At 67.0% G+C, this 19,603-nt stretch carries 20 protein-coding genes and 1 pseudogene; 15 read left to right on the top strand and 6 right to left on the bottom strand.

Annotated features, from left to right (window positions below; translation table 11 throughout):
• Positions 1 to 118: 118 nt before the first annotated feature.
• The 4 genes from HEB94_RS50500 (at position 119) to HEB94_RS12340 (ending at position 4,054) form a co-directional block, all read left to right on the top strand.
• The gene (locus HEB94_RS50500; protein ID WP_238361502.1) at positions 119 to 715 is read left to right on the top strand and encodes a phosphotransferase; all 597 of its coding nucleotides are present in this window, start codon (positions 119 to 121) and stop codon (positions 713 to 715) included.
• Positions 716 to 895: 180 nt separating this feature from the next.
• The gene (locus HEB94_RS12350; RefSeq protein ID WP_192750019.1) at positions 896 to 1,528 is read left to right on the top strand and encodes a hypothetical protein; all 633 of its coding nucleotides are present in this window, start codon (positions 896 to 898) and stop codon (positions 1,526 to 1,528) included.
• A gap of 295 nt (positions 1,529 to 1,823) precedes the next feature.
• The gene (locus tag HEB94_RS12345; protein ID WP_192756397.1) at positions 1,824 to 3,203 is read left to right on the top strand and encodes an IS1380 family transposase; all 1,380 of its coding nucleotides are present in this window, start codon (positions 1,824 to 1,826) and stop codon (positions 3,201 to 3,203) included.
• A gap of 272 nt (positions 3,204 to 3,475) precedes the next feature.
• Positions 3,476 to 4,054 carry a hypothetical protein gene (locus tag HEB94_RS12340; protein ID WP_192750018.1) on the top strand — a complete coding sequence of 193 codons (579 nt, stop codon included), beginning with the start codon at positions 3,476 to 3,478 and terminating at the stop codon, positions 4,052 to 4,054.
• Here HEB94_RS12340 and HEB94_RS12335 read toward each other — a convergent pair.
• Positions 3,999 to 5,296 (bottom strand): IS3 family transposase gene (locus HEB94_RS12335; RefSeq protein WP_238361380.1). Its coding sequence is split into 2 segments (ribosomal slippage): positions 3,999 to 5,005 and positions 5,005 to 5,296, totalling 1,299 coding nucleotides; the frame shifts between segments, so codons are not numbered across the junction. The two genes, HEB94_RS12340 and HEB94_RS12335, sit on opposite strands and share 56 nt — an antisense overlap.
• A gap of 260 nt (positions 5,297 to 5,556) precedes the next feature.
• On the opposite strand from HEB94_RS12335, the gene HEB94_RS12330 reads away from it, so the two are divergent.
• Together HEB94_RS12330 and HEB94_RS12325 are read left to right on the top strand one after the other, a co-directional pair.
• Positions 5,557 to 6,000: a DUF6278 family protein gene (locus HEB94_RS12330; protein ID WP_192750017.1), complete on the top strand. Its 444-nt coding sequence runs from the start codon at positions 5,557 to 5,559 to the stop codon at positions 5,998 to 6,000.
• A gap of 181 nt (positions 6,001 to 6,181) precedes the next feature.
• Positions 6,182 to 7,586, top strand: a pseudogene (locus tag HEB94_RS12325) (IS1380 family transposase).
• A gap of 525 nt (positions 7,587 to 8,111) precedes the next feature.
• Here the strand turns inward: HEB94_RS12325 and HEB94_RS12320 are convergent.
• Positions 8,112 to 9,851, bottom strand: coding sequence for an ABC transporter ATP-binding protein (locus tag HEB94_RS12320; protein WP_192750016.1), 1,740 nt, complete (start codon positions 9,849 to 9,851; stop codon positions 8,112 to 8,114).
• A gap of 431 nt (positions 9,852 to 10,282) precedes the next feature.
• On the opposite strand from HEB94_RS12320, the gene HEB94_RS12315 reads away from it, so the two are divergent.
• On the top strand, positions 10,283 to 10,723 hold the full coding sequence (locus tag HEB94_RS12315) for a VOC family protein (RefSeq protein ID WP_192750015.1): 441 nt from the start codon (positions 10,283 to 10,285) through the stop codon (positions 10,721 to 10,723).
• On the opposite strand, the gene HEB94_RS12310 is transcribed toward HEB94_RS12315, so the two are convergent.
• Entirely contained in the window at positions 10,684 to 11,412 is a 729-nt protein-coding gene (locus HEB94_RS12310) for a GbsR/MarR family transcriptional regulator (RefSeq protein ID WP_192750014.1), read from the bottom strand. The genes HEB94_RS12315 and HEB94_RS12310 overlap by 40 nt on opposite strands.
• A gap of 272 nt (positions 11,413 to 11,684) precedes the next feature.
• Between HEB94_RS12310 and HEB94_RS12305 the strand changes: the two genes are divergently transcribed.
• Positions 11,685 to 12,680: a hypothetical protein gene (locus tag HEB94_RS12305; protein ID WP_192750013.1), complete on the top strand. Its 996-nt coding sequence runs from the start codon at positions 11,685 to 11,687 to the stop codon at positions 12,678 to 12,680.
• 408 nt (positions 12,681 to 13,088) lie between these two features.
• On the opposite strand, the gene HEB94_RS12300 is transcribed toward HEB94_RS12305, so the two are convergent.
• Both HEB94_RS12300 and HEB94_RS12295 read right to left on the bottom strand, forming a co-directional pair.
• A complete protein-coding gene (locus HEB94_RS12300) occupies positions 13,089 to 13,457 on the bottom strand; it encodes a VOC family protein (protein ID WP_192750012.1) in 369 nt (122 codons plus the stop codon).
• A 2-nt stretch (positions 13,458 to 13,459) separates the two neighbouring features.
• Positions 13,460 to 14,233 carry an oxidoreductase gene (locus tag HEB94_RS12295; RefSeq protein WP_192750011.1) on the bottom strand — a complete coding sequence of 258 codons (774 nt, stop codon included), beginning with the start codon at positions 14,231 to 14,233 and terminating at the stop codon, positions 13,460 to 13,462.
• Positions 14,234 to 14,321: 88 nt separating this feature from the next.
• On the opposite strand from HEB94_RS12295, the gene HEB94_RS12290 reads away from it, so the two are divergent.
• A complete protein-coding gene (locus HEB94_RS12290) occupies positions 14,322 to 14,912 on the top strand; it encodes a TetR/AcrR family transcriptional regulator (RefSeq protein WP_192750010.1) in 591 nt (196 codons plus the stop codon).
• Between the two features lie 163 nt (positions 14,913 to 15,075).
• Here HEB94_RS12290 and HEB94_RS12285 read toward each other — a convergent pair whose 3' ends face one another.
• Positions 15,076 to 15,675 (bottom strand): TetR/AcrR family transcriptional regulator, encoded by a 600-nt coding sequence (locus HEB94_RS12285; protein WP_192750009.1) that lies wholly within the window; start codon positions 15,673 to 15,675, stop codon positions 15,076 to 15,078.
• 269 nt (positions 15,676 to 15,944) lie between these two features.
• Here HEB94_RS12285 and HEB94_RS12280 point away from each other — a divergent pair, with 269 nt between their 5' ends.
• The 6 genes from HEB94_RS12280 to HEB94_RS52405 all read left to right on the top strand — a co-directional run bounded on the left by HEB94_RS12280 (position 15,945) and on the right by HEB94_RS52405 (position 19,437).
• On the top strand, positions 15,945 to 16,502 hold the full coding sequence (locus HEB94_RS12280; protein WP_192750008.1) for a hypothetical protein: 558 nt from the start codon (positions 15,945 to 15,947) through the stop codon (positions 16,500 to 16,502).
• A 101-nt stretch (positions 16,503 to 16,603) separates the two neighbouring features.
• On the top strand, positions 16,604 to 16,909 hold the full coding sequence (locus HEB94_RS12275) for a hypothetical protein (RefSeq protein ID WP_192750007.1): 306 nt from the start codon (positions 16,604 to 16,606) through the stop codon (positions 16,907 to 16,909).
• A 39-nt stretch (positions 16,910 to 16,948) separates the two neighbouring features.
• Positions 16,949 to 17,221 carry a hypothetical protein gene (locus HEB94_RS12270; protein WP_192750006.1) on the top strand — a complete coding sequence of 91 codons (273 nt, stop codon included), beginning with the start codon at positions 16,949 to 16,951 and terminating at the stop codon, positions 17,219 to 17,221.
• On the top strand, positions 17,218 to 17,751 hold the full coding sequence (locus HEB94_RS12265; RefSeq protein WP_202896300.1) for a sigma-70 family RNA polymerase sigma factor: 534 nt from the start codon (positions 17,218 to 17,220) through the stop codon (positions 17,749 to 17,751). The genes HEB94_RS12270 and HEB94_RS12265 overlap by 4 nt, the downstream gene beginning before the upstream one ends.
• Before the next feature lie 495 nt (positions 17,752 to 18,246).
• On the top strand, positions 18,247 to 18,597 hold the full coding sequence (locus HEB94_RS12260; protein WP_238361501.1) for a GNAT family N-acetyltransferase: 351 nt from the start codon (positions 18,247 to 18,249) through the stop codon (positions 18,595 to 18,597).
• A gap of 255 nt (positions 18,598 to 18,852) precedes the next feature.
• Complete coding sequence (locus HEB94_RS52405) at positions 18,853 to 19,437, top strand: GNAT family N-acetyltransferase (RefSeq protein WP_192750005.1); 585 nt, start codon at positions 18,853 to 18,855, stop codon at positions 19,435 to 19,437.
• Positions 19,438 to 19,603: the final 166 nt, after the last annotated feature.

The following is a 19,603-nucleotide window of genomic DNA, read 5'->3' as shown; positions in this document are numbered from 1 at the left end:
ATGTCGCGGCGGCCGCGCGCTGTCACAGCAACACGCCGAGCATCGAAACTCCGCCGACCAGCCGAGATCACGAATTACGGCTGTAGTACTAGGCATCGACGAGCACGGCCGTGAGATCTTGACCTACATCGAGGGCACGCCGGCGATGCGCCCGTGGCCGCCCGCGCTGCGCTCCGAGGAGGGCCTGCACGCCCTTGGCCGGATGCTGCGGGATCTGACCGATGCCCTCCAGCACTTCGTTCCCCCGACCGAGGCGGTCTGGCGTACCAGCCCGGCAGGCCCTCCCCTGCCAGGTGGAAGCATTCGCCACGGCGACGTAGGAATGTGGAACACGATCTGGGACGGGGACCGGCTCGTCGGACTCATCGACTGGGACTTCGCCGAACCCGCGCCGCCTCTGTGGGACCTCGCCCAAGCGGCGTGGTACGCGGTTCCCTTCTACCGAGGCGAAGCCGGCTGGCAGCCCTGCGGTTTCACAGCCAAGCCCGACCACCGCCGCCGGTTCGCCACACTATGCGAGGCCTACGGAGCCGAACGGGAAGCAGTTCTCGACGCACTCGTCGAGCTCCAGACCACAGAACACCATCGAGTCGCGACACTCGGAGCGGCAGGCATCGCCCCCTTCCAAGACTTCCTTGCCCGGGGCGACCTTGCAGAACTGGAAGAGGAAGCAGCCTGGCTTACCACACAACGCACCAGCCTCCTTTCCGAGTGAGCGACTCTTTCCACAGACCGTCCTGCAACTCGACCCCCAACGGCATTGGGGGTATCTGATGGCCAACCCTCACAGCTGACACCTTGGAAGGCTGGCGGACACTAGGCGCGGCTCGCCTCTCGTGTGAAACGTCTGAGGTACCGCCCAAGAATGCTGCGGGCCTTGCCCTAGCATGGAGTCATGCGGCTGTTCGCGGCCAGGAGGTCCCGAGTCTTGCTCGCGATGATCATGCCGGCTCTGCTCCTGGGAGGAACTGTCGGTGACGCCGCCGGGCAGCCAGGCATGGCCAACGGATGTGGTGGCCCTCTCACGTCCATCGGTCGACTAAAGCCGCCACCGCCAGGCGCATCCGCACCCGGGGCAATCAGCGACGACGCTATGTCCAAGCTGCGCGCCAGCGCCGCGACTAGCGAGGCCGCGCATGAGATTGAGGCGTTCGCCAGAACGGCGTTCCCCTCCTCGTTCACTGCTGTAGTGGTGGATCACGACAGTGTCGTGGTCCACCGAACGTCGCACGCCGCGCCAGACTTGGACCCGGCGGTGACTGAGCGCTTCCCCGCCGTACGTGTCAGGTTCGTCGACTCCCCTCGGAACGGGGCTGACCTGTTCGCCTTGGCGGAGCGAGTCAGCGGCGACTGGGATCTGTGGCGCGCCAACGGGGTCACCCCCCGTCGAAGTGGGCCCGATGTGACTCGCGGAGTGGTGGTCCTTGGCATTGCCGAGGACGCGAATGAGATTCGTGCCCGGGTAGCGGAGCGCTACGGTGATGGGGTCGTGGTTGAGGGCGGGTACCTACCGGTGTGCCTGGACTGAGACTGGCGATGATGGTGGCGGCCGTCGCTCCAGCGACCAGCCTCGGAGTCGACCATGCGGTGAGCTTCAAGGTCGCGCTGTCAGTAGGGTCGTCGCTTAGCCTCGGCTATTCACGTGGGTCGGCGGCACGGGGTCTAAATGCGGCGGAGTGCCTTGCCTGTAAGGAAGAATCGGTGTTTGAGGACAACGATCTTTCTCGCAGAAAGGCACTCCGTAGGTGAAGCGTAGCAAGGGTTCGTCGGGTGGGAAGAAGGCACGCCGAGGCAAGGATGGTTCGGCTGGCGGCAGGGGTGGCGTGGCTGGGCCGCGGCTTCGGGTCAGCTCGGATGGGCACGGGTTGGCCTCGCATGCGGGTGTGTCGATGCTGCGCGAGCTCGCTGAGTTCGTGGGTCTGACCAGGTTCGTCACCCAGGCGTTGGCTGACACGTATCGGGGCCCGTGGCTTCACTCCCCGGGGCAGGTGTTCGCTGATCAGGCGTGTGCGATCGCCGATGGGGCGACGTCGACGTCGGGGATCGCGGTGTTGCGGGACCGCCCGCAACTGCACGGGGCGGTGGCCAGTCAGCCGACCGTGTGGCGGCTGGTCGACAGGATCGATGAACAGCATCTGGGGCTGGTGCGCCAGGCGCGGGCGAAGGCGCGTGAGCGGGCCTGGCAGGCGGGAGCGGCCCCGGACCTGGAGGCCACCGGTGGGTATCTGCACATCGACTTCGATGCCACGATCACCATCGCTCACAGCGAGAAGTCCGGCGCTGCACCGACCTGGAAGAAGAGCTTCGGGTTCCATCCGCTGCACTCCTATCTGGACCGGCCCGAGATCTCCGGCGGGGAGTCGCTGGCTGGGATCCTTCGGCCCGGAAACGCCGGGTCGAACACCATCGCCGACCACAAGACACTGCTGGACCTGACCCTTGAAGCGCTCCCGGAGTCCTACCGGCCTGGCGTCGACGGTGCGCCGGAGATCCTGATCCGGGCCGATGCGGCCGGGGCGACCTACGACTTCGCCGCCTACTGCCGGCAGAAACACTGCGAGTTCAGCTTCTCCACCGAGTCGACCCCCACCTATGTGGGGATCGCCGACGCGGTGGACGAGCAGCTGTGGGCGACCGCGATCGAAGACGACGGGATCCGTGACGGTGCCATGGTGTTCGAAGCCACACACTGTGTGGATCTGTCGAAGTGGCCGCAAGGCACCCGGCTGATCCTACGCAAGGAACGCCCGCATCCGGGCGCCCAACTCCAACTGCACAACACCACCAGTGACGGGATGCGGCTGACCGCGTTCATCACCGACACCCCGGCCCGTGTAGTCCCCCACCAGATCCAGGGACTGGAGCTACGACACCGCCAGCACGCCCACGTCGAAGCACGGATCAAAGACTCCGGCCACCTCGGCCTGGGCAACCTGCCGCTGGACGCGTTCTGCCACAACCAGGCCTGGTTCGAGATAGCGCTCGCCGCCGCGGATCTGATCAGCTGGGCGAAACTGCTCGGCTTCAAAGACCACCCCGGGATCGCCAAAGCCACACCCGAAACCTTCCGCTACAAAGTCCTACACGTCGCCGGAAAAATCGTCTCCACCGCCCGACAGCTGTATCTGAAACTGGACTCTTCCTGGACCCCCAGCCCCGCGATCGAGAAAGGCTGGACGCGCATCCGTACGGCCTTCGGCTAACACCCGCCGTCCCTGACCACCTCGCGAGCCGCAGAAACGGAGACCCGCAAACCCCCACTGAACAACAACAACCGGCGCCCAGCCGCCGGGCGCGCCAGCCTACCCGCAAGCAGCTTTCACAACCACGCAAGCCCAAACAAGAATCCATCACCACTAGATCAATTTCCGTGAATAGTTGAGGTTAGGTGCCCATCGTTGTCCTGCCTCGCAGCTTGTTGGAATCAGCACCCGGCGTGCCACGGAGATCTCGTTTGGGATCTAGGGTCGATGACGTGGGGTTCTTCGACGACGTACAGCCCGAGTTTCCGCGCCTTCGGCCCCGCATGGCATGGGAGCGTCCCGAGTCCGCGATCCCAGCTGCGGTCGCGACTTCCGGGATCGTCCTGGCCCGTACCGACGAGGCTGCGGTAGCGATCAGTGGCCTATCTGGCTACCCGAACGGGTTCGACCTCTGGCTCGTCGCGACCCTGAGATCCAAGCAGCGTCCGTTGGGCACCACCATGCTCCTCAGCGACACCGAAGAGAGCCAGGAGGTCCGGCCGGAGTTCCTACGGTTCGGGATCCAGTTCGCCGACGGCCGCCGCTGCACCAACCTGACCGTCGGCGGGCCACGGATGAGGGACACCGAGCCTCACGACCCGACCCTTCAGATGATGACGACCGGCGGCGGTCGCCGTTTCGCCGACTGGCGCCTGTGGGTCTGGCCGCTTCCACCACCGGGCCCGCTGACGTTCGTGTGCCAGTGGCCCGCCTTCGACATACCAGTGAAGCGCCCCGGGTTTCGTGGAGACTCGGTTACTTGGATCCGACCGCTGCGGGGACGGGTGTTTCAGGGTAGTGCTCGGTCGTGAGGCTGGCCCAGTGGTTGGCCTCGAACTCTGCCGGCGGGATCAGTCCGATCTCGCCGTGGAGGCGTCGGTGGTTGAACCAGTCGATGTACTCGGCGACGGCGATCTCGACGTCACCGACGGACTTCCAGCCCCCGCTGGGGCGCATGGCCGGGTTGCGGATGCACTCGGCCTTGAACAGCGAGTTGAACGCCTCAGCCATCGCGTTGTCATACGAATCGCCCTTGGAACCAACCGAGGCGACGGCCTCGGCCTCGGCCAGCCGCTGGGTGTAGCGGATGGCTCGATATTGAACTCCGCGGTCTGAATGGTGGGTGAGCCCGGTGACGTCCTGCCCGGCTCGCTGCCGGGCCCACAGACCCATGTCGAGCCCATCCAGGGCCAGGTCGGTGCGCAGTGAGGTAGACACCTGCCACCCCAGGACCATGCGGGAGAACACGTCGAGCACGAACGCGGCGTAGACCCAGCCCGAGTGGGTGCGGACATAGGTCAGGTCCGCCACCCAGAGCTGGTTGGGAGCCTGGGCGAGGAACTGACGCTTGACCAGATCCTCGGGACGCTTGGTCTCGGCGCCCTCGCTCAGCGTGGTCTTGCGGGTCTTGTCCCGCCTGATCCCGGCCAGCCCCTCGGCTTTCATCAGGCGTTCGACGGTGCACCGGGCGACCAGGGTGCCCTGCCGGTTGACCTCGGCGTGGACCTTGCGGGCGCCGTAGACACCGAGGTTGTCGGTGTGGACCTGACGGATCACGGGCACCAGTTCGGCGTCTCGGATCGCTCTGGCCGAGGCCGGTCTGGTCTTGGCTGCGTAGTAGGTGCTCGGGGCAATCTTGGTCCCGCCAGAGGACAGGACTTCACAGATCGGCTCGACCCCGAACCTGTCGCGGTGGGCGTCGATGTAGTCGACCAGCACCGCTGTCGGCACGCTTACTTGATCTTGCGGTCGAGCTCCGCGGCCGCGAAAAACGCCGACGCCGTTCGCAGGATCTCATTGGCTCGCTTCAGCTCACGGTTCTCTCGCTCCAGGTCCGCGATCCGCTTGGACTCGTCGCTGCTCGTGCCGGGCCGGACCCCGCCGTCGATCTCGGCTTGGCGCACCCATCCACGCAACGTCTCCGGATGCATCCCCAACTGCTCCGCGATCCGAGCGATCGCACCCGGCCGACTCGCCGGGTCCTTACGCGCCTCCACCGCCATCCGGGTGGCCCGCTCACGCAGCTCGTCGCCGTACTTCCTCGGTGCCGCCATGACTCTCATCCTCCATGGATTGAGAGCCTCCACCAGACCCGGGGCGCTTCACAGAGAGCAGAGCCGAGATCGACGCTCAGTTGATCCTGGACGCAGCGGACCAAAGCATCCAACTCTGGCCCGAATCAGACGGAGCATGACTGCCCGCCAATGCCCGTGATCACCCTGCTTGACCATCCAGTGTCGGACGGGCGTTGCCTGCGGCCCCGTGCCGTTAGCAAAGCTGGGTGGCCATGAGTCGGGACGCTTATGGTCGATGCATGAGAGGCCTGGACTTCATCCGCCGACGGCGGCACCGCCATGGAATGGCGCGGGGACTCGCGGTCTACGGTCCCAGCACTGAGGATCCTGAGCAGCTCGCCGGACACCTGGCGCAGTGCCGCCAACTGCGGGACCTGGCCGCCACGATCGGTGTTGACCTCGATGGCAGCGAGCAGTCGCTTGCTCGCCTTGATCGACTCATCGGCCAGTCGCACGGCAACGTGATCAGCGCGTGGCTGGGTAACGAGGCCGGGACCTACCTCGGGAGCGTCCTGGTGAACACACTGCCGGGCGCAATGTGGCAGGTCTGGCCGAATGGGCACCCCGTCGTCCGGCTGTCATCGGGTCGGGAGATCGACACTGTGATGATCGCTCACGACCGGGTACACAAAGGCAGTCCACCGCTGCCAGATGCCTATCGGGACGCGGCCCAGGACCCCTGATTGTTGGCACGGACCTCGCGGGCTATGCCCCTGGGCTCACCGCCAGAGCTCCAGCCTCTAAGCCTGGATCCGTGGACCGGGTGAGTGGTCCTTCGGCGTGGTAGCAGAGGAAGTGCCTTCTGGATCGGGAGAATCTGGAGTGTCTAGGTCCTGATCCAACCCGATCCAAAAGGCACTGAGAGTGAAACTACCGTATGGGTGGTCGCGGGCCACGCCGGTGTTCGATGAGCAGAACCTGGTGTCGTGTGCGGGGCTGGTGCCGGTGATGGCGTTGGCCGAGCGGGCGGGCCTGTCGGAGCTGGTGGAGGAGCGGGTCGCGATCCGGACCACGACGGTGGCTTCGGCGGCGGCCAACCCGGCGGGCAAGCTCACCTCGATCATTGCCGGGATGGCTGCCGGCGCGGACTGTATCGATGATCTGGATGTGATCCGGTCTGGTGGGATGCGCCGGCTGTTCGGCGGGGTGTATGCGCCGGCGACGCTTGGCCAGTTTCTGCGGGAGTTCACCCACGGCCACTGCATGCAGTTGGCGTCGGTCGCGCGGGCTCATCTGGTCAACCTTGTCCAGGCCAGCGGGCTGCTGCCCGGCATCGAGACCCAGGCGTTCATCGATATCGACTCGCTGTTGCGCCCGGTCTATGGGCACGCCAAGCAGGGCGGGAGTTTCGGGCACACCAAGATCGGCGGCCGGCAGGTGTTGCGCCGGGGCCTGTCGCCGCTGGCGACCACGATCAGCACGATCCAGGGGGGCGCCGGTGGTGGCCGGGATCCGGCTGCGCGCCGGACGGGCCGGCTCCGGCAAAGGAGCGGCGAGCATGGCAAAGGAGGCGATCGCCACCGCCCGCGCCGCCGGCGCCAGCGGGCAGATCCTGGTGAGGGGCGATTCGGCGTATGGCAACCACGCCGTGGTCGGCGCGTGTGTGAAGGCAGGCGTGCGGTTCTCGGTGGTGCTCACCAAGAACCCGGCGGTCACCGCCGCGATCGCCAGCATCGCCGAAGACGCCTGGACACCGGTGCACTACCCCGGTGCGGTCGTCGATGACGATACCGGTGAGTTGATTTCGGATGCTGAGGTCGCGGAGGTGGAGTTCACGGCGTTCGCCTCGACCAGGCACCCGGTCACCGCCCGGCTGGTCGTGCGCCGGGTCCGTGACTGCGCCCGCGAGGAGGAGTTGTTCCCGGTATGGCGTCATCACCCGTTCTTCACCAACAACACCGAACCCACCGCCGATGCTGACATCACCCACCGCCGGCACGCGATCATCGAAACGGTGTTCGCTGACCTGATCGACGGGCCGTTGGCGCACCTGCCCTCAGGCCGGTTCGCCGCGAACAGCGCGTGGGCGATCTGCGCCGCCATCTGCCACAACCTGCTCCGCGCCGCCGGAACCCTCACCAGCCCCCGCCACGCCCTCGCCCGCGGCGCGACGCTTCGCCGTCACATCGTCACCGTCCCTGCACGACTGGCCCGCCCCGGGCGCCGGACCGTGCTGCACCTGCCCGAGCACTGGCCCTGGGCCCAACACTGGAAAACCCTGTGGAACAACGTGTTCCGCCCTGCGACCGGGCCACCACGCCTCGCCTGAAACCTGCCCACCCGCCGTCAAGGCCCGACCAGAAACCAAAGGAAAGCTGGGCAGACCAGCGAGCCCGACCTGCCCAGCCGCAGCCCACACCACCAAACCCACAACCAAGATCACCAACCCACCCGGTCCACGGATCCAGGCTAAGGCTGGCGCGGCACCACACGCCGAAGCGCTACTGACCAGCGCGGAGCTGGCCACTGCCCGCTCCGCAGTCCAGCACCTGGACTGGCCCGCGCCTGACGCTGACTAGCGCACCGTCTCGAATCGAGCTTGAGGGCGCCTCCCCCGTCGCCCCGCTAGGTAGGTTCATCACGGTTCACCCCGTCTCGCCCCGGAGGACGGTCGCAACAGCTCGAGATCCCGACCAGCCGAATCCGGTCGCGGAGCATGGACCGGAGACCGAAACAGCACCGACGGCTGCGGCAACCTGCGCGCGGTCATGGACGCGTGCCGGCCTCACCGCCGCGTGCTGTTTCGGTGTCCGTCCCCTGGGATGTGAAGAACAGCTCAGCTTTCAGCCGCGGGTTAGACCAGGTTCTGCTGGCTGCGCGCCCAGCGGTTGTGGTGAATGACGGCGATGCGGCCGTGGTCGAGGCGGATGGTTTGGTCGGCGTTCTCGATCGTGCTGGTCCGATGGGCGATGACCAGCATGGTGCGCCCGGTGAGGTGGCGAGTCATCGCCTCGTGGAGCGCGGCTTCGGTCAGCGTGTCCAGGTGGGCGGTGGCCTCGTCGAGGATCACGATGTCGGGGTCGGCCAGGAAGAGGCGGGCCAGACTGAGGCGCTGACGTTCTCCGCCGGACAGCCGGAAGCCACGGTCACCGACCGTGGTGTCGAGTCCCTGCGGCAGCGTGTCGATCAGGGTGGCGAGTTGGGCGTGGCGCAGGGCTTCCACGATGTGCGCGTCGGTCGCCTCAGGTCGGGCCAGCCTGAGGTTGTCGCGGAGGCTGGCATGCAGGACGAAGACGTCCTGGGTCACCATGCCGACAGCCCGGTGCCGTGCGGCCGGGGACAGGTCGGCCAGGTCGACGTCGTTGATCGTGATCCGGCCTTCGGTCGGCTGGTGGACGCCGACGGCGAGCAGCGCCGTGGTGGTCTTGCCCGCGCCGCTGGGGCCGACCAGCGCTGTCGTCCTGCCCGGCACGAGTGCGAACGTGAGGTCGGCAACCGCCCAGTCGTCCTCGCCGACGGTGGGGGCGTCGGCGGCGAGGTCGGGCAGGGTCGCCGTTCCGGGAGCCGGATGACGAAACCACACTTGCTCGAACCTGAGTCGCCTGGCCGCCGCGTCCAGCTCCCGACGCCCCGCCAGTTGGTGGCGCGGCAGGTCCAGCACCGCGAAGATCCGTTCCAGTTCGATGATGCCGCCGCTCAGGCCGAGCCCCTGGATGCTGATCAGGACAAGGGGGTCATAGACGAGCTTGACCAGGGCGGCCATCGCCACGACCTGTCCCACCGATGCGCCCTGCAGAGCGCCCGCGGCGTAGGCGCCGGCCACACCGAGGGCGGCGAGGGCGGAGGTGACGAACTGGGATCCGTAGAAGCTGCCGTTGCGGTGAACCAGGGCTGCCCGAATCCTGGCCGCGTGGGCAGCGAAGGCCGTGGACTCCGCCGGGTGTGAGTGGAGCAGGTGGCGGGTCACCGCGCCCTCGACGTTGAGCCGTTCGGTGAGGAAGTGTTCGGCCTCACTGGTCGCGGCGGTCTGTTCGCGTCCCGCGGCGAACAGCCGCTTGTTGAACACACGAAACGGGATCATAAAAAGCGGCGCCATCGCCAGCACGAACACGAACGCGGTCACGCTGAACCTGGCCAACATGGCAACGGCCAGAATCAGCAGTACTCCCTGCCCGACCAGCGTGCCGAAGACCGACTGGATGAGGTTCTGGGCCGCCGAGGGGCTGCGGGTCAGCCGGGAAATTACCGCGCCCGCCTTGGACTGCGCGTGGAAGGCGTACGGCTGGGCCGTGATCGTGTCGAACTGCGACCGCCGCAGGGCCTCAGAGACCCTGGCACCGATCTCGGCGCCCATGGCGTTCGCGACGGCGCCCGCTCCGGTGGCAAAGAGGCCGAGCGCCAGCGCGACGCCGGTCCAGGTCAGCGCGGTCTTCGTGGCGCCGACCGTCAGCCCGTCGTCAACGGCGCGCTGGAACGCCAGCGGGACCAGGACGGCGAGCAGCGCCGCGATCAGCAGCAATCCGATGTAGGCAGCGACCCTCGACCGCTGCCGGGACAGGAACAGGCGCAGGCGAAACAAGAGAGAAAGACGCATGAAGGAGCCTCCACTGTGAACTCAGCAGCGAGGCCCCGGCACTTGTCAGACTAGAGGCAGCTCTCAGGCGACGCCGTCACTTGATGAGACATGAGCGTCACCCCCTTTCCAGACCTGACTCCGGGACGCTAACAAACCCCGCAACGCCCCAGCAAACGACTTTCGTGTGTTGCCGGATCGGTGCTCTCAGCCACCATCTGCTCGACGCGTCCAGGCTGCGCGCCGCCCCTGACTGGAGGAAGACCCGGCCAAGAGGCCGCCCGAGCCGCGGAAGCTTACGGCCCTCGGTCTCCGCGACCCGATGCAGGACACCGGTCAAAGCCCGACGCTCCTTCGGGTTCCTCGTCGACGCGAAGGGAATAGGACGTCACCTGTCATAGAGCCTCAGTAGCGTCACAGGCACCCACGAAAGCCGGAGAGATGAGGTTGGAGTGCGTGCAGTCGTCTCCAACTTCGTACTGGACGGTCCTGACCCCGCCGCCCTGTCCTCCTTCTACATCGAACTTCTAGACATGAAACGCATAGGGGAGGCCTACGAGGACTGGGTGATGATCGGCAGGGAGGAGGGCATCCTCCCCTACCTCGCATTCACGGGAGTGAAGGACTACCGAGCGCCCCGCTGGCCAGACGCAGCATATCCCCAGCAAGCCCACCTCGATCTCATCGTGGACGGCCTCGAAGTCGCGGCCCGGACCGTACTCAGGTTGGGCGGGACCAAGCTTGCGGACAAGGGCGACGTCTACCCCATCGACATCTTCGCCGACCCGGTTGGGCATCCCTTCTGCATGTGTGAAGAGGCCTCCCCGTGGTGGCACTCAGCCTCGATCGGCACCTACGCCGCGTCGCCGTCGGGCGTTGGTCGCGCGACGTAGGCCTGCCGCCATTGTTCGGCCGCCTGGAGCATGGCGTGGCCAACGTGCTCGAAGAACTCGCCGATGTCCTGCAGCCGGGCGCCGGCGGGTGAGGTCGCGCCGAGAGTTTCGGCTCCCTGGCGGGCGAAATCGGCCAACGCAGCGTTCTGGCGGGCGCTGGCCATCCAGCCGCGGAACCAGGCGTCGGCGTCAATGACGTACCGGTCGTGCCGTCGGCGGGGGGCACGTTCACGACGGATCAGTTCCTGTTGTTCGAGCTCGCCGATGGCCTTGGAGATGGAGGCGGGGCTGACCTGGAGCCGCTGGACGAGCTCGGCCGCCGACATGCTGCCGCTGTCTGTGAGATACAGGCAGGTGAGCACGCGGGCGGTCATCCGCGGCAGCCCCGTGTTGATCATTATCGCGGTGAATTTCTCCTCCAGGTCATGCATCGCCTCGGGGTTATGTCCTGATGCTTCGGCGCGGGCCGGTGGCACGGCCGTCGGCCGGCGCCGGTGCGCGCGTTCGCTGGTGGCCCGGTGTGCCTTGTCAGCCTCGTAGCCGTCGGGACCGCCGTTGCGGCTGACCTCCCGGGTGATGGTCGACAGTGGCCTTTCCAGGCGAGCGGCGATCTCGGTCGGGGTGAGCCCTTCGGCAAGTCCCTCGGCGATCCGCTGTCGGTCCTGGTAGGTCAGCCTGCCTCCGGGCATGGGCGTCGCCTCCTGTCGCTGCGCTCCGCTGATCTTCGAGTCCGGGGACAGTCTTTCGTTCTCCAGCACTTCATTGCAAGTACAGGTCGGCCCTTCACTTGCATTCGATCTCATTGTCATTGCAAGTAGTTGGCAGTTTTCCGCCTGAGAGACGCCTTCTATTCATGACGAATCTGTGAATGCAAGTTAGCTTTTGATTCGCGCTGAACGTTGCGCGTCGCGATCGTGACTACGGGAGCGGCCCTGGTGTCGTCACCTCTGATTGGAGCCTCATGACATCCCTGCTCACCCCCTGGCGCACATGGCATCGCCCGCTGGCGGTCTGTGCCGCCCTCATGCTGGGTCTCCTGGTCATCTGCGCTGTCGGGCTGATCGTCGACAGCCGGACCCTGCTGGACGAGTCGGTATGGGTCAAGCCGATGAAGTTCGGCTTCGCCTTCGCCCTCTACGCCGGGACGCTGGCATGGCTCCTCACCAAGCTGACCAAGGGAAGGCGTCTGGGCTGGTGGGTCGGCACCGTCTTCGCGCTGGCCGCCATCGCCGAAGTCGGCGTCATCACACTCCAGGCGGCGCGGGGCACCTTCAGCCACTTCAACGCCGACCAGACCGATCCGGTCACCCTGGCCGTGGAACCGATCCTCACCTACGGCGTCATGATCATCGTCATCGCGCAGCTGATCATCGCGATCGTCGTACTCATCCAGCGCACCGGTGGCCCGGCCCTGAACCGAGCCATCCGCGCCGGGCTCGGGTTGGCCACCGCCGGCATGCTCATCCCGCTCTACTGGATGCTCACCGAGATCCACCCCCGCACCGTCACCGACGCCAACGGCAACAGCGTGCCGATGTACCAGGGCCATGGCATCGGCGACCCCGACGGCCACGGCATGCCCATCACCAAATGGAGCGTGACCGGCGGCGACTTCCGAGTACCCCACTTCTTCGCCCTCCATGGCATCCAGGCGCTACTCCTGATCACCGCCGCGCTGGCCGCCCTTTCCACCAAGCACGCGTGGCTGCGCGACGAGCAGGTACGTGCTCGTCTGGTGGGCAGCGCCGCCCTCGGCTACTCCGGGCTGGTCGCAGTGGTGACCTGGCAAGCCGGGCGCGGCCAGTCCCTGATCCACCCGGACGCCATGACTCTCGTCGCCTTCGCCGCCGTGCTGCTGGTCACGACCGTCACCACCGCGCTGGTGATCATCAGAGCCCAACGCGTTCCGTCCGTGGCTGCCGAAACCGCCGAGCCCCGCCAGTTGGCCGCCCACTGAACACCTTGTTCATCCGCAACCCCGTCCGACCCGCGACTGTTCAGCGGGCCACAGGACGGCGAATCGCGGATGAGCAAGTCGGGGTTGACGTCGACACTCGCCGCCTAGAAGACCACATGACTTCGAAGGGCCCGATCATGACCAACCAGGCGATCGCGGCGACCGGACTGCGCAAGTCCTACGGCGAACAAGTCGTCCTCGACGGCCTCGACATGCATGTCGACGAAGGCAGGACCTACGCGCTCCTCGGCCCCAACGGGGCGGGCAAGATCTTCTCCACGCTCATCCCGGCCGACGGAGATCACACCGCGTCGCTTGCCTCCGACGGCGGCGTTTGTACGACTAGTAGGGCCCCAGGCGCGCAGCCGTCAACGGCGCTCGCAGGTCAACACGCTGCGGCGGAGGGTGTCAGGCGGGCCGCAGGCAGAAGGGGTGTCCGGCGGGGCTGGCGTAGACCCGCGCGCCCTGATGGTTGGCGAGCTCGGCGTCATCGGCGGGCCTTAGCCGGAGCGCGCCGGCTTCGAGTGCTGCTCTGTCGGCTGATGCGAGGTCGTCGGTGGTCAGGTCGACGTGCATCTGCTGGGCGCCGACTTGTGGCCATGCCGGTGGAATGTGTCCTGGAGCTCGCTCGATCACGAAGGCGGGGAACCGGTCGACGCGTAGGAAGTGGTGGTTCTCGGTTTTCGTGATCGAGCCGCCGAGCAGCCGGTGCCAGAAGGCGCTTTCGGCGTCCAGGTCGGCGGCGTCGATGATGATGGCGGCAAGGTTGACGGTCATGGTCACACCACCGGAATGATGCCGCCGTCGACGCGGAACTCGGCGCCGGTGAGCCACTTCGCACGCCGGGACGCGAGGAACGCAATCATCTCGGCCACGTCCTCAGGGTCGCCGGGCCGGCCCATCGGCACGTTCAGGTGGTCCACGATCTGCTGCTTGACCGCGTCCACGCCGATACCCTGCTGGTCGGCGATGCGGGTCAGGTGCTCGGTGGCGCCGGCGGTGGCCACGAAGCCCGGCAGGACACACACCACACGGACTCCGTGCCCGCCCACCTCGGTGGCAAGTTCGCGGCTGTAGACGTTGAGTGCCGCCTTCGCCGCCGCATACGACGCCTCGGCGCGTTGCGGCAGCCGGCTGGCGATCGAGGAGACGTGCACGACGACGCCGGAGCCCTGTTCCACCATGCCCGGAACCAGCGCCCGGTCGAGCCGGACGGCGCTGAGCAGGTTCATCTCCAAGTCCGCGTACCACGACTTGTCGGTCCGTTGGAGTGTCGGCGCGGGCGCGCTCGCGGCGGCCGCGTTGTTGACCAGCACGTCCACCCCGCCGACGCGGTCGATGACCTGCCAGCCGAGTTCGGCCACCCCTTCCTCGGTCGCGAGGTCCGCAGGGATGTGGGTGGCCGGCAGGTCCGCCGGGGGCGTGCCCCGCGAGGCGGTCAAAACCGTCGCTCCTGCGGCAGCGAACCGGCGGACGGTCGCCTCGCCCAAGCCGCGGCTGCCGCCGGTGACCAGCACCCGAAGGCCGCTGAGGCCCTCTTCCGAGATCGTCATGGTCAAACCTCTGCAGTAAGGTGAATCGGACTCCGGAAAGCTAGCACAACCGGAGTCCGACTCACCTTATGGGCTTCTGGAGGTTCTGTTGCCGACGTCACGGCCGCTGCGCGCCGACGCCCGCCGCAATCGCGAGGCGCTGCTGACCACGGCGCGGGCGATGTTCCTCGGCGGCGAGGCCGACACTGGGGTGGAGGAGATCGCGCGGCAGGCCGGAGTCTCGGTCGGAACGCTCTACCGCCACTTCGACACGCGCGAGGCCCTCATCGAGGCGGTCTACCGCCAGGAGGTCGACGAACTGTGCGCCGCCCCCGCGGAACTCCTCGCCCAGCACACTCCGGACGAGGCCCTGCGTCGCTTCATGCTGCTGCTCGTCGACCACGCCGCCATCGGCAAAGGCATGGCCGAGGCGTTGGAGAGCATCATGACGACGGACTCTCCAGTCTTCGACGACGGCCGGACGCGGATGGAGCAGTCACTCGATCAGTTGCTCGCCGCGGGTGCGGCAGCGGCAGCGATCCGCGGTGACGTCACCGGGCGCACACTGTTGCGCGCGATGGGCGGCGTCTGCGAGATGCGCGCCACCAACGGCTGGCAGGAGGAGGCTCAGCAAATCACCGCGATCCTCTTCGACGGCCTGCGCCACGGCGCGACGAGGGCGCACTCAGCCGGCCTCTAGGACGACTGAATCCTCGCCGGAGCCGGGTCCCGACTACACGCCTACAGAGTTCCCCCGGCGAGGGGTGGGATCAAAACCTACGGCCACAAACTCTGTCGAGCGCATCCGGTGTGGCCGACGCCGGGGTGAAAGAGATCGCCCGGCCACGCAGGCTCATCGCAGCTCAAGATGGCTGGCGTGCGGCGTGAGTCCGGATGAGTCCCTCGACGCCCCGGAGGAAGGTCTCGCAGATCAGTACAGGGTCGAAGAGGCAGCCGGCCGCCATGGCGCCATCGCGGAGCATGACGAAGTGCTGCGCGGCGGGCTCGGCCTCGGCTTCCTGGATGCTCGCCAGCAAGGTGTTGATCGTGTCGAGGAACCACTGACGGTGCGCGAGGACGGCTTGGTGCACGGGGTGGTCGGGGTCGGGATACTCGGCCACGGCGTTCAGGAAGGCGCAGCCGCGAAAGCCGGCGGACTGGATGTTCCGGGCAATCGACTCCGCAACGGCCCGGAGGACGTCATCGGGCGCCGGTAGGCCGGCCGCGAAGGCCGTGCCCACTTGGTCGCGGATGGCTTGGTCGGCCGCCTGCAGATAAGCGAGGACGAGATCCTCCTTGCCGGGGAAGTGCCGATAGAAAGTGGCCCGGGTCACTTTCGCCTCGGCGATGATCCGGTCGACGCCGACCGAGTGGATTCCCTCTCCGTAGAAAATCCTGGTCGCCGCGTTGAGGAGCCGTTGTCGCGCCTCGGACGGCCGGACGCCAGTCTCGCTACCCGCCATGAGCCCATGGTAGCGAACAGAACGTTCGGTCTCGACCTTCGGGCCATCGGGTCCGGCCACGCCTTGTCGGTGGCGCGACGGACGCGCTTACCCTCCGGCACGACGGCCGGCAGTGCAAGGTGGTCGCACGAGGTGGGTAGAACGTTCTATCTTGACGGGTCGACGCACGATCGCTACCTTTGGCGAGACAGAACGTTCGTTCTTCAAGATGGTGTTCCGACCGCACCCGCTCGTCGCGGTCCCCCTCAATAACCACCGAAAGGATCACCATGACCACCGTCACCGCACCCGGCATCTCGACGACGGCGTCCACCCTGCGGCGGCTGTACTTCGTCCGCTTCGTGTTCGCCATCGTCTGGGCCCTCGCGATGTTCTCCACCGCCACGCACCTCGGGCCGCTCGCCGTGGCACTGCTCGTGATCTACCCGCTGTTCGACGTGGCAGCGGCCGCCATCGACGCCCGCGCGTCACGCGCCACCGGATCGCCCACCCTGCTGTACGTGAACGTCGTGGTCAGCCTGCTCGCCGCGGCTGGCCTGGCCGTCGCCGGCACGTCCGGCATCCCGGCGGTCCTGCGCGTGTGGGGTGCCTGGGCGGTCGTGGCCGGGCTGGTGCAGCTGATCGTGGGTGTCAAGCGCCGCAAGATGGGCGGCCAGTGGCCGATGATCATCAGCGGTGGCATCTCCGTGCTCGCCGGCGGATCGTTCATCGCCAGTGCCGCCGCGGACAACCCCGTGCTGACCAACGCGATCGGCTACGCCATCCCCGGCGGCATCTTCTTCCTCATCTCGGCCATCCGCCTCGGGCGCGCCGCCAAGGCGAACTGACACGCCAGAACAAACCGCACAAACGCCGGTGTCAGCGTGCGACGATCCGGAGCTGTCCGGCCATGGGAAGGATGACACCGGCCGACCAGGGGGAGACTCCGATGCAGGACCACGAGTTCGACGAACTGCTACGTCTCGGCGCAGCGCGACCCTCCGCCGCGGCGACCGCTGCAGCGACCGAGCTGGCCGAGCGGACGAGAGCCCATGCTGACGCGCCGCTGGTGAACTCTCGACCTGTCAAGCAACGCCCGTGGTCGCGGCGGCTCGTGCTCGCCGGGGGCGTACTCGCAGGTGTCGCTGTGTTGTCTGCGGGCGCGAGTGTGGCGGCATACCAGATGAGCATCCCGCCGTTCCAGTCCCTCCCGCCCGGTCTCCAGCGCGTCGATTCCCCGATCCCGCTCGACTAAGAGCGAGCCAATGGGGCCCCGGTCCGATGCCAGGTCTTCATGGAGTTCGAGAACCTGAGCCGGGAGCAGCTGCAACGGATCGACAACGCTGTCGCGAACCTGGATTGGTCCCCCGAGCGACAACGCCTGCTCGTAGGCCGCGCGGCAGAAACCGGAGTCCCCCGCAGCCAGTCCGAGGTCTTGACCAGGGCGCTGGATACACGTCTCTACGAGTTCGCGGCTGGAGTCGTACCTGGCCTACTCGACCGCGAAGACGGAGAGAAGCCGACGTTCACCGGCCACGGGGCCTCGTGCCAGGAGGTCGGGAAGTGACGGTGGGGAGCGCTACGGAGCGTGCTGCGTGCGTCGACACGGCGTTCCTAGTTGAGGGAGTCATCGAGCGCGAGACGGCGGGGTTGCTTGCCTACTTCATGAGACGCGTCAGCCCCATCGAGGACGCTGCAGACCTCCTCGCGGAGACATTTCTTGTCCTGTGGCGCCGCGCCGACGCGGTTCCGCAGGACCACGCGGCCGCGCGGATGTGGACGTACGGGGTGGCACGCCGCGTTCTTGCCACCCACCGGCGTGCGTCCAACCGCCGCAGCGCGCTCGCAGACCGATTGCGCCACGAGCTCGCCATCCAGCCGGGACGCATAGATGACGACAAGATCGGACCCCTGGACCACCTCCACACAGCCCTCACGAGGCTCCCGGATCTCGACCAGGAGATCGTCCGCCTGGTGCACTGGGAAGGGCTAAGCCTGGTCGAGGTGGCCGGAGTCCTGGGCCGACGGCAGGGAACGATCCGCAGCCGCTATCACCGCGCCAGGAAATTGCTGAAGCGCGGACTCGAGTCCGCCTGACTGGTGATGGTTCGCGCCACCTAATGTGCGGCATAAGATCTACAAACCCTAGCGACGCCGCCGGCCGCTGGGAGCGTGCCCGTGACGCGCCCCCGAATGGCCCTCACCAGCCATCGACGATCAAAGGTCGCCCCTGGGATGGGGACAGCCGGCAGAGGCGGCCCGGAACCGGGAACCGAGCAGTCCAGCCAAAACAGCAGTGCTCGCAGGCGAGTGCGTGTGATGAACACGTGCCAATGGCACTGCCACCGCGTCCTCGCAACCAGCCAGATTGAAGATCAGAGCGGAGGCGGTCAAGGGTCGGCGGAGCCGATCACGCAGTGACGCCGAAGGCGCCACCCTTGAGGGCCGAGGTGGAGGCCGGGGACCGTCGTGCGAGGAGGGCGGGCGTGCACCCGGCCACCCCTCGGTTATTGACTGGCGACCTCGGATCGTTGGTTTGTAGCGTGCTGGGGCGGGCTGATACGGGAGTGCACCGCCGAGGATGTGGAGGCGTTGGAGCAGGCGTCGCCGACTGGTCCGAACCGCCACCACGCGCTGAAGGTGGAGCGGCAGCGGATGGGTGAGTACACCTACCTGGTGGCGTGGAATGGCGATGTTCCGCTCGGGCACTGCGAGGTTCTCTGGCAGGAGTGCAAGAGCGCGGAGGTCCGGAACGCCTACCCAGGCTGTCCGGAGATCAATGGGCTGCTCGTCTACCGCGCCGAGATGCGGGGCCGAGGCATCGGAACGGCGCTCATCCGCACCGCCGAAGACCGCGCTCGAGATCGTGGCGTTGAGTGGATCGGCGTCGGCGCAGGCGACGACAATCCCAGTGCCATGGCGTTGTACGAGAGGCTCAGTTAAAGCACCGGCATCCGCTATGTCGACGTGTGGAGCTACAAGGACGATGCCGGCGTCAGGCACGTTGTCGAGGACCCATGCACGTTTCTTGTGAAGTACATACCCGGTTAGTTAGCGCGATTCATGTGCTGTCCGCGGGGCATGATCATCACAGAGGCATGTTCCGCAAGTATGAGGTCAGCCGAGGGCCGATCAGCTCGGACCGAACGGGAAAGAAGGCCGAATGCGCGCGTGCTTCCTTGGTCGGCAGGTCACATCGTGAGCGGTGAGCGCACCAGGCTCGGCCAAGCGATCGTCGTCCGCCCCATCCGTACAGGCGACCAGGCTGGGGTTCGCGGGTGCAAGGGCGGCACACTGGAACAGGTTGACCAGCAGGTCCGCTGGACGGCCCCCGATCGGGGGCCAGGAGTGCTCGAACATCTGGTTGCCGAAGTCGACGGCCAGGTGGTCGGGACAGCGATGCTGATGCTGAAGGGGGCGCACGCCTCGGTCGAAGCCGGTGGGCAGATCGACCTCTGCCGCAAACGCGTCGACCCGCATGTCGGACGGCTGGACGACTGGGTGGTTGCCGGCGATCACCAACGTCAGGGAGTCGGCTCCGCCCTCGGCCGCGCCGTCATCGCCGAGGCCCAGGCGTGGGGTCTGGTCCGCCTCGAGACCTCGACCGAGAACCCCGCTGCCGCCGCGGCCATGCGCAAGCTCGGCTTCATCAAGTACGGGCGACTCCCCCTCTTACCCGAGCGCTCCGCCCCCCTCGCACGGAAGGCAGCACGAGGTGCTCTTCTACATGGATCTATGACGACCAATCCGCGGGAACACCTGTGCCCAGTGGCAGGCGGGTAGCTTGGTCTCCCATGGCTATCGATGGCACCGACGACAAGGGGGCCGACGGGGCCGTGACCGTAATCCATCGACTCCATCCGCTAGGCGACGACCTCGCCCGGGTCGGGCCATGACCTGGATGATGGGCGCGCTGTCGAGTCCCTGGCGAATTCACCCGCCCAAGGGC

This window comes from Actinopolymorpha pittospori, from assembly GCF_014873875.1.
Taxonomy (GTDB): domain Bacteria; phylum Actinomycetota; class Actinomycetes; order Propionibacteriales; family Actinopolymorphaceae; genus Actinopolymorpha; species Actinopolymorpha pittospori.
This window is presented reverse-complemented; position numbering and strand designations above follow the sequence as displayed.